Genomic DNA, 5925 nt, shown 5'->3' on the forward strand with positions numbered 1-5925 from the left:
GCCCTGCGGTGTATCAGGCAGGCCGCAGTGAGCCCTTCGCGGGCAGAGACCCGCTCCCACAGGCATATATCTGCTACACAGGCATACATCTGCTCCACAGGCATACACATACAAATGCCCTCTGCCAGAAGGACAGTGCCTGCGGTTATTCCAATAAAAAAGGGGCCGGAGCCCCTTTTTTCAGTGCAACCGCGCTTCAGTCGAACAGACCAAAGGTCGCGTAGCTGAACCACGACCGGCTCTTGCCTTCTTCGGCGTTCGGCTGCTGTTGGTCGGCGGTGCCGCCGTCTTCAGGGGGCAGCAGTTCCTTCGGAATGGCGTCGCGCGCTTCCTGATACTGGCGTTGCACATCTTGGTTGGCGCGGGTTTCGCCCGGTGGCAGCGGGTCGGTGTTGGAGCCGATCCAGCCCAGGGTGGCCTTGGAGATCCACGAGCGGTTGTCCGCTTCGTCCTGCTGAGGCACGAACTTGCCGTCTTCCAGGCTCGGGTGGTCCGGATAGTTGGCCTTCAACGTTTCCAGGGTGGTGGCCGCCAGATCGTCCAGGTGCAGACGCATGTAGGCTTCGGTCATCACCGCCAGGCCGTCGCCGACGGACGGCGTTTCCTGGAAGTTTTCCACCACGTAGCGGCCACGGTTGGCGGCTGCGACGTAGGCCTGACGGGTCAGGTAGTAGTCGGCCACGTGGATTTCGTAGGAGGCCAGCAGGTTGCGCAGGTAGATCATGCGCTGCTTGGCATCGGGCGCGTAGCGGCTGTTGGGGTAGCGGCTGGTGAGCTGGGCGAACTCGTTGTAGGAGTCACGGGCAGCGCCAGGGTCACGCTTGGTCATGTCCAGCGGCAGGAAACGCGCCACCAGGCCACGGTCCTGGTCGAACGAGGTCAGGCCCTTGAGGTAATAGGCGTAGTCGACGTTCGGGTGCTGCGGATGCAGGCGGATGAAACGCTCGGCAGCCGACTTTGCCGCTTCGGGCTCGGAGTTCTTGTAGTTGGCGTAGATCAGCTCGAGCTGCGCCTGGTCGGCATAGCGGCCGAACGGATAACGCGACTCCAGTGCCTTGAGCTTGGCCGTGGCACTGGTGTAGCTGTTGTTGTCCAGGTCGGCCTGCGCCTGCTGGTACAGCTCGACTTCGCTGAGGTTTTCATCGACCACTTCTTTGGTCGAAGAACAGGCCGCGGTGAGTCCGAGGATGGCGATCAGCAGCAGGTGTTTCACTTGCATGGCGGCTAGCGTCCCTATAAACGGCCGCTGTCTCGGGCGTGGCCGTCCTGTTATGATGAGCACCCCGTGGAACCCCCGGGGCAAAAGACGCCGTATTTAACCACAAGCGTGCAGCCGAAACCAAAGGCTGTGCCGCCGCCTAGTCCGAGCATGTCCGAGATCATACAACTTCGCGCAGAGGTACCGTCCGATTTGGGCGGACAACGCCTCGACCAAGTCGCCGCCCAACTATTCGCAGAGCACTCGCGCTCGCGCCTTTCCGCCTGGATAAAAGAGGGCCGCCTGACCGTGGACGGGGACGTTCTGCGTCCGCGCGATACCGTGCATGGCGGTGCCCTGCTCGAGCTCAATGCCGAGCAGGAAGCCCAGGGTGAATGGGTGGCTCAGGACATCGACCTGGACATCGTCTACGAAGACGACCAGATCCTTGTCATCAACAAGCCGGCGGGCCTGGTGGTCCACCCGGCCGCGGGTCACGCCGACGGCACCCTGCTCAATGCCCTGCTGCACCATGTGCCGGACATCATCAACGTACCGCGTGCCGGCATCGTCCACCGTCTGGACAAGGACACCACCGGTCTGATGGTGGTGGCCAAGACCATTCAGGCGCAGACCCAGTTGGTGTCCCAGCTGCAGAGCCGTTCGGTGAGCCGCATCTATGAATGCATCGTCATCGGCGTGGTCACCGCCGGTGGCAAGATCAACGCGCCGATCGGTCGGCATGGCCAGCAGCGCCAGCGCATGGCCGTGATGGAAGGCGGCAAGCAGGCGGTCAGTCATTACCGCGTGCTCGAACGCTTCCGCTCCCACACACACGTGCGTGTGAAGCTGGAAACCGGCCGGACCCACCAGATTCGCGTACACATGTCGCACATCAACTTCCCCTTGGTGGGCGACCAGGCGTACGGCGGCCGCTTCCGCATCCCGCCCGCGGCCAGCGCGACCATGGTCGATGCACTGAAAACCTTTCCGCGCCAGGCCCTGCACGCCCGTTTCCTGGAGCTCGACCATCCGACGACCGGTGAGCGCATGGGCTGGGAATCGCCATTGCCCGACGACTTCGTCTGGCTGCTGTCGCTGCTCAAGCAGGATCGCGAGGCCTTCATCGGGTGACCACTTTCGCGCAGGGCCTGTTGCTTCCCGACTGGCCAGCTCCGGCTTCGGTCAGGGCCTGCGTGACCACCCGTGAAGGCGGCGTCAGCCCGGCGCCGTATGACAGCCTGAACCTGGGCGCACACGTTGGCGACGATCCTCACTGCGTGGTGCAGAACCGCCTGCGTCTGACCGCTCACTTCGGCATCCTGCCCGCCTGGCTGAACCAGGTGCACGGGGTGCGAGTGGTCGGAGCCGACCCCAGTCGCGTGCTGGAAGCCGACGGGAGCTGGACCGCTACGCCGGGAATCGCCTGCACATCGATGACCGCCGACTGTTTGCCTGCGCTGTTCTGCAATCGCGCCGGGACCCAGGTCGCCGCCGCCCATGCCGGTTGGCGCGGGCTGGCGGCCGGCGTTCTGGAAGCGACAGTGCAGACGTTCCGCGAGCCGCCCGAGCAGCTCATGGCCTGGCTCGGGCCGGCCATCGGTCCACGGCGCTTCGAAGTGGGGGCCGAGGTACGTGAGGCCTTCATGTCCATCCATCCGCATGCTGCCGATGCATTCGCGTCGGGTGCGGCACCTGGCAAGTTTTTGGCCGACATCTATGCCCTGGCGCGGATTCGCCTGGCGGCGGCGGGAGTGACGGCGGTGTATGGCGGGGGATCGTGCACCGTGGAAGACGAGCGCTTCTTTTCCTATCGCCGCGCATCGGTCACCGGGCGATTCGCTTCACTGGTGTGGCTGGAACCCTAGCTTCGCAGCCAATGGCCCCTCAGCGAGCCCAGTGTGGGAGCGGACTTGCGCGATAGGCGGCGAAGCGGCCAGCACTGACACAACCTACCCAGACCTACAACCCCCATCCTTGAATCTTCCCCAACACCCCCCATCTAACTGTCATCCCCGGCAGGTTTTCTTCATCAGGTGTGTCCATCGCTCCGGCCTGCCCCTTTCAGGAAGGTGACTCATGCGTATAGACCGTTTAACCAGCAAGCTTCAACTCGCGTTATCCGACGCACAATCCCTGGCCGTTGGCATGGACCATCCTGCCATCGAGCCCGCGCACCTGATGCAGGCGCAACTCGACCAGCAGGGCGGTTCGATTCGTCCGCTGCTGATGCAGGTCGGTTTCGACGTCAACAGCCTGCGCAAGGCGTTGAGCAAAGAGCTCGACCAATTGCCGAAAATCCAGAACCCAACTGGCGACGTCAACATGTCCCAGGATCTGGCACGCCTGCTCAATCAGGCTGACCGGCTGGCGCAGCAGAAGGGCGATCAATTCATCTCCAGCGAGCTGGTCTTGCTGGCCGCCATGGACGACAACAGCAAGCTCGGCAAGCTGCTGCTCGGGCAGGGCGTCAGCAAGAAAGCTCTGGAAAACGCTATCAGCAACCTGCGTGGCGGCGAGGCGGTCAACGACCCCAACGCCGAGGAGTCGCGCAAGGCGTTGGAAAAATACACCGTCGACCTGACCAAGCGCGCCGAGGAGGGCAAGCTCGACCCGGTGATCGGTCGTGACGACGAGATCCGCCGGACCATCCAGGTGCTGCAGCGTCGCACCAAGAACAACCCGGTGCTGATCGGCGAACCCGGCGTGGGCAAGACCGCCATCGCCGAGGGCCTGGCCCAGCGCATCATCAATGGCGAGGTGCCCGATGGCTTGCGTGGCAAACGCCTGCTGAGCCTGGACATGGGCGCGCTGATTGCCGGCGCCAAGTTCCGCGGTGAATTCGAGGAGCGCCTGAAGTCGCTGCTCAACGAACTGTCCAAGCAGGAAGGGCAGATCATTCTGTTCATCGACGAACTGCACACCATGGTCGGCGCCGGCAAAGGCGAGGGCTCCATGGACGCTGGCAACATGCTCAAGCCGGCGCTGGCCCGAGGCGAACTGCACTGCGTAGGCGCCACCACGCTCAACGAGTACCGCCAGTACATCGAGAAAGACGCAGCGCTGGAGCGGCGCTTCCAGAAGGTGCTGGTCGATGAGCCGAGCGAGGAAGACACCATCGCCATCCTGCGTGGCCTCAAGGAGCGCTACGAGGTTCACCACAAAGTGGCGATCACCGATGGCGCGATCATCGCAGCCGCCAAGCTGAGCCATCGCTATATCACTGATCGCCAGCTGCCCGACAAGGCCATCGACTTGATCGACGAAGCGGCCAGCCGTATCCGCATGGAAATCGACTCCAAGCCCGAGGTCCTGGACCGCCTGGAGCGTCGCCTGATCCAGCTCAAGGTCGAGTCCCAGGCCCTGAAGAAGGAAGACGACGAAGCCGCGATCAAGCGTCTGGAAAAGCTGACCGAAGAAATTGCCCGGCTGGAACGCGAATACGCCGACCTGGAAGAGATCTGGACGTCGGAAAAAGCCGAAGTGCAGGGCTCCGCGCAGATTCAGCAGAAGATCGAGCAGTCCCGTCAGGAGCTGGAAACCGCGCGTCGGCGTGGCGACCTGAGCCGCATGGCCGAATTGCAGTACGGGGTGATCCCGGACCTGGAGCGCAGCCTGCAGATGGTCGACCAACATGGCAAAAGCGACAACCAGTTGCTGCGCAGCAAGGTCACCGAGGAAGAAATCGCCGAAGTGGTGTCCAAATGGACCGGGATTCCGGTGTCGAAAATGCTCGAAGGCGAGCGCGACAAGCTGCTGAAGATGGAAAGCCTGCTGCATCAGCGCGTGATCGGCCAGGAAGAGGCCGTAGTGGCCGTGTCGAACGCGGTACGCCGTTCGCGTGCCGGCCTGTCCGACCCGAACCGTCCAAGCGGCTCGTTCATGTTCCTCGGCCCCACCGGCGTGGGCAAGACCGAGCTGTGCAAGGCGCTGGCCGAGTTCCTCTTCGATACCGAGGAGGCAATGGTGCGCATCGACATGTCGGAGTTCATGGAGAAGCATTCGGTGGCCCGCCTGATCGGCGCACCGCCCGGGTACGTGGGGTATGAAGAAGGCGGCTACCTGACCGAAGCGGTCCGTCGCAAGCCGTACTCGGTGTTGCTCTTGGACGAAGTGGAGAAGGCGCACCCGGACGTGTTCAACATTCTCTTGCAGGTGCTCGAGGATGGACGTTTGACCGACAGTCACGGCCGCACCGTCGACTTCCGCAACACCGTGATCGTGATGACCTCGAACCTGGGGTCGGCGCGCATCCAGGAGCTGGTCGGCGACCGCGAGGCGCAACGCGCAGCGGTCATGGATGCAGTGACCAGCCATTTCCGTCCGGAGTTCGTCAACCGGATCGACGAGGTGGTGATCTTCGAACCGCTGGCGCGCGATCAGATTGCCGGGATCACGCAGATCCAATTGGCCCGCTTGCGCAGCCGTCTGGCCGAGCGCGACCTGAGTCTGGAGCTGAGCGACGAGGCGCTGGATAAACTGATCGCGGTGGGCTACGACCCGGTGTATGGCGCGCGGCCGCTGAAGCGCGCGATCCAGCGCTGGATCGAGAACCCGCTGGCGCAGCTGATCCTCTCGGGCAAATTCCTGCCGGGGACCTCGGTGCAGGCGTCGGTAGTGGATGATGAGATTGTGTTTGCTTGATTGATGAGGGTCAGTGAGGCCCTCTTCGCGGGCAGAGCCCGCTCCCACAGGAACGTTGCATACCTGTGGGAGCGGGCTCTGCC

4 protein-coding genes are annotated in these 5925 nt (G+C 63.3%); 3 read left to right on the forward strand and 1 reads right to left on the reverse strand.

Going from position 1 to position 5925, the window contains the following annotated elements; genetic code table 11:
* Positions 1-196: 196 nt before the first annotated feature.
* Positions 197-1219 carry an outer membrane protein assembly factor BamD gene (locus QMX89_RS22285; protein ID WP_049860968.1) on the reverse strand — a complete coding sequence of 341 codons (1023 nt, stop codon included), beginning with the start codon at positions 1217-1219 and terminating at the stop codon, positions 197-199.
* Positions 1220-1369: 150 nt separating this feature from the next.
* Between QMX89_RS22285 and rluD the strand changes: the two genes are divergently transcribed.
* The 3 genes from rluD (at position 1370) to clpB (ending at position 5842) form a co-directional block, all read left to right on the forward strand.
* Positions 1370-2332 carry a 23S rRNA pseudouridine(1911/1915/1917) synthase RluD gene (rluD, locus tag QMX89_RS22290; protein WP_049860969.1) on the forward strand — a complete coding sequence of 321 codons (963 nt, stop codon included), beginning with the start codon at positions 1370-1372 and terminating at the stop codon, positions 2330-2332.
* Positions 2329-3066 carry a peptidoglycan editing factor PgeF gene (gene pgeF / locus QMX89_RS22295; protein ID WP_282349921.1) on the forward strand — a complete coding sequence of 246 codons (738 nt, stop codon included), beginning with the start codon at positions 2329-2331 and terminating at the stop codon, positions 3064-3066. The genes rluD and pgeF overlap by 4 nt, the downstream gene beginning before the upstream one ends.
* Positions 3067-3277: 211 nt before the next feature.
* Positions 3278-5842 (forward strand): ATP-dependent chaperone ClpB, encoded by a 2565-nt coding sequence (gene clpB / locus QMX89_RS22300; protein ID WP_049860971.1) that lies wholly within the window; start codon positions 3278-3280, stop codon positions 5840-5842.
* Positions 5843-5925: the final 83 nt, after the last annotated feature.

This window comes from Pseudomonas sp. PS01301 (assembly GCF_029960215.1).
GTDB classification, from domain to species: Bacteria; Pseudomonadota; Gammaproteobacteria; order Pseudomonadales; family Pseudomonadaceae; genus Aquipseudomonas; species Aquipseudomonas coleopterorum.